General features: G+C 50.9%; 1 protein-coding gene. It reads right to left on the bottom strand.

Going from position 1 to position 379, the window contains the following annotated elements:
* The coding region (locus LU493_RS19750) for a PucR family transcriptional regulator (protein WP_275289502.1) at positions 1–379 on the bottom strand (379 nt) is incomplete at both ends.

The raw sequence follows: 379 nt of genomic DNA, 5'->3' as shown, positions 1-379 counted from the left end.
CTGTATATGCTTTTTAATTTGCTGCAGCCGATAGGTGAGCGTATTACGATGAATCCCCAACAGTAGCGACGTTTTGCCCGGTTCGGCATTATTGGCAATAAAGCTGCTCAGGGTATCCAGCAGCACTTCGCCGGAATCATGCTCAAGCAGCTGGCGTACGTTATTGATAAAAAAATTGACCATATAGCTGTCTTCCAGCACCCTGAACAGGCAGAGCATTGCCATTTCGCGAAAGTAGTAGATCTGCCGCTGCGGCTGCACTTTGCTACCCACTTCGATCACCGAGCGGGCGAACCGAATGGCCTCGCGAATGTCCGGGGCGCTATCCGCCTGCACGCCAATCCCGATATGGTAATGGCTTATCTGATTACTCAGTACA

Origin of the sequence: Halomonas elongata (genome assembly GCF_029081005.1) — a bacterium.
Taxonomy (GTDB): Bacteria; Pseudomonadota; Gammaproteobacteria; order Pseudomonadales; family Halomonadaceae; genus Halomonas; species Halomonas elongata_B.
The sequence above is the reverse complement of the archived record's forward strand: the minus strand, read 5'-3'. Positions and strand labels throughout refer to the sequence as shown.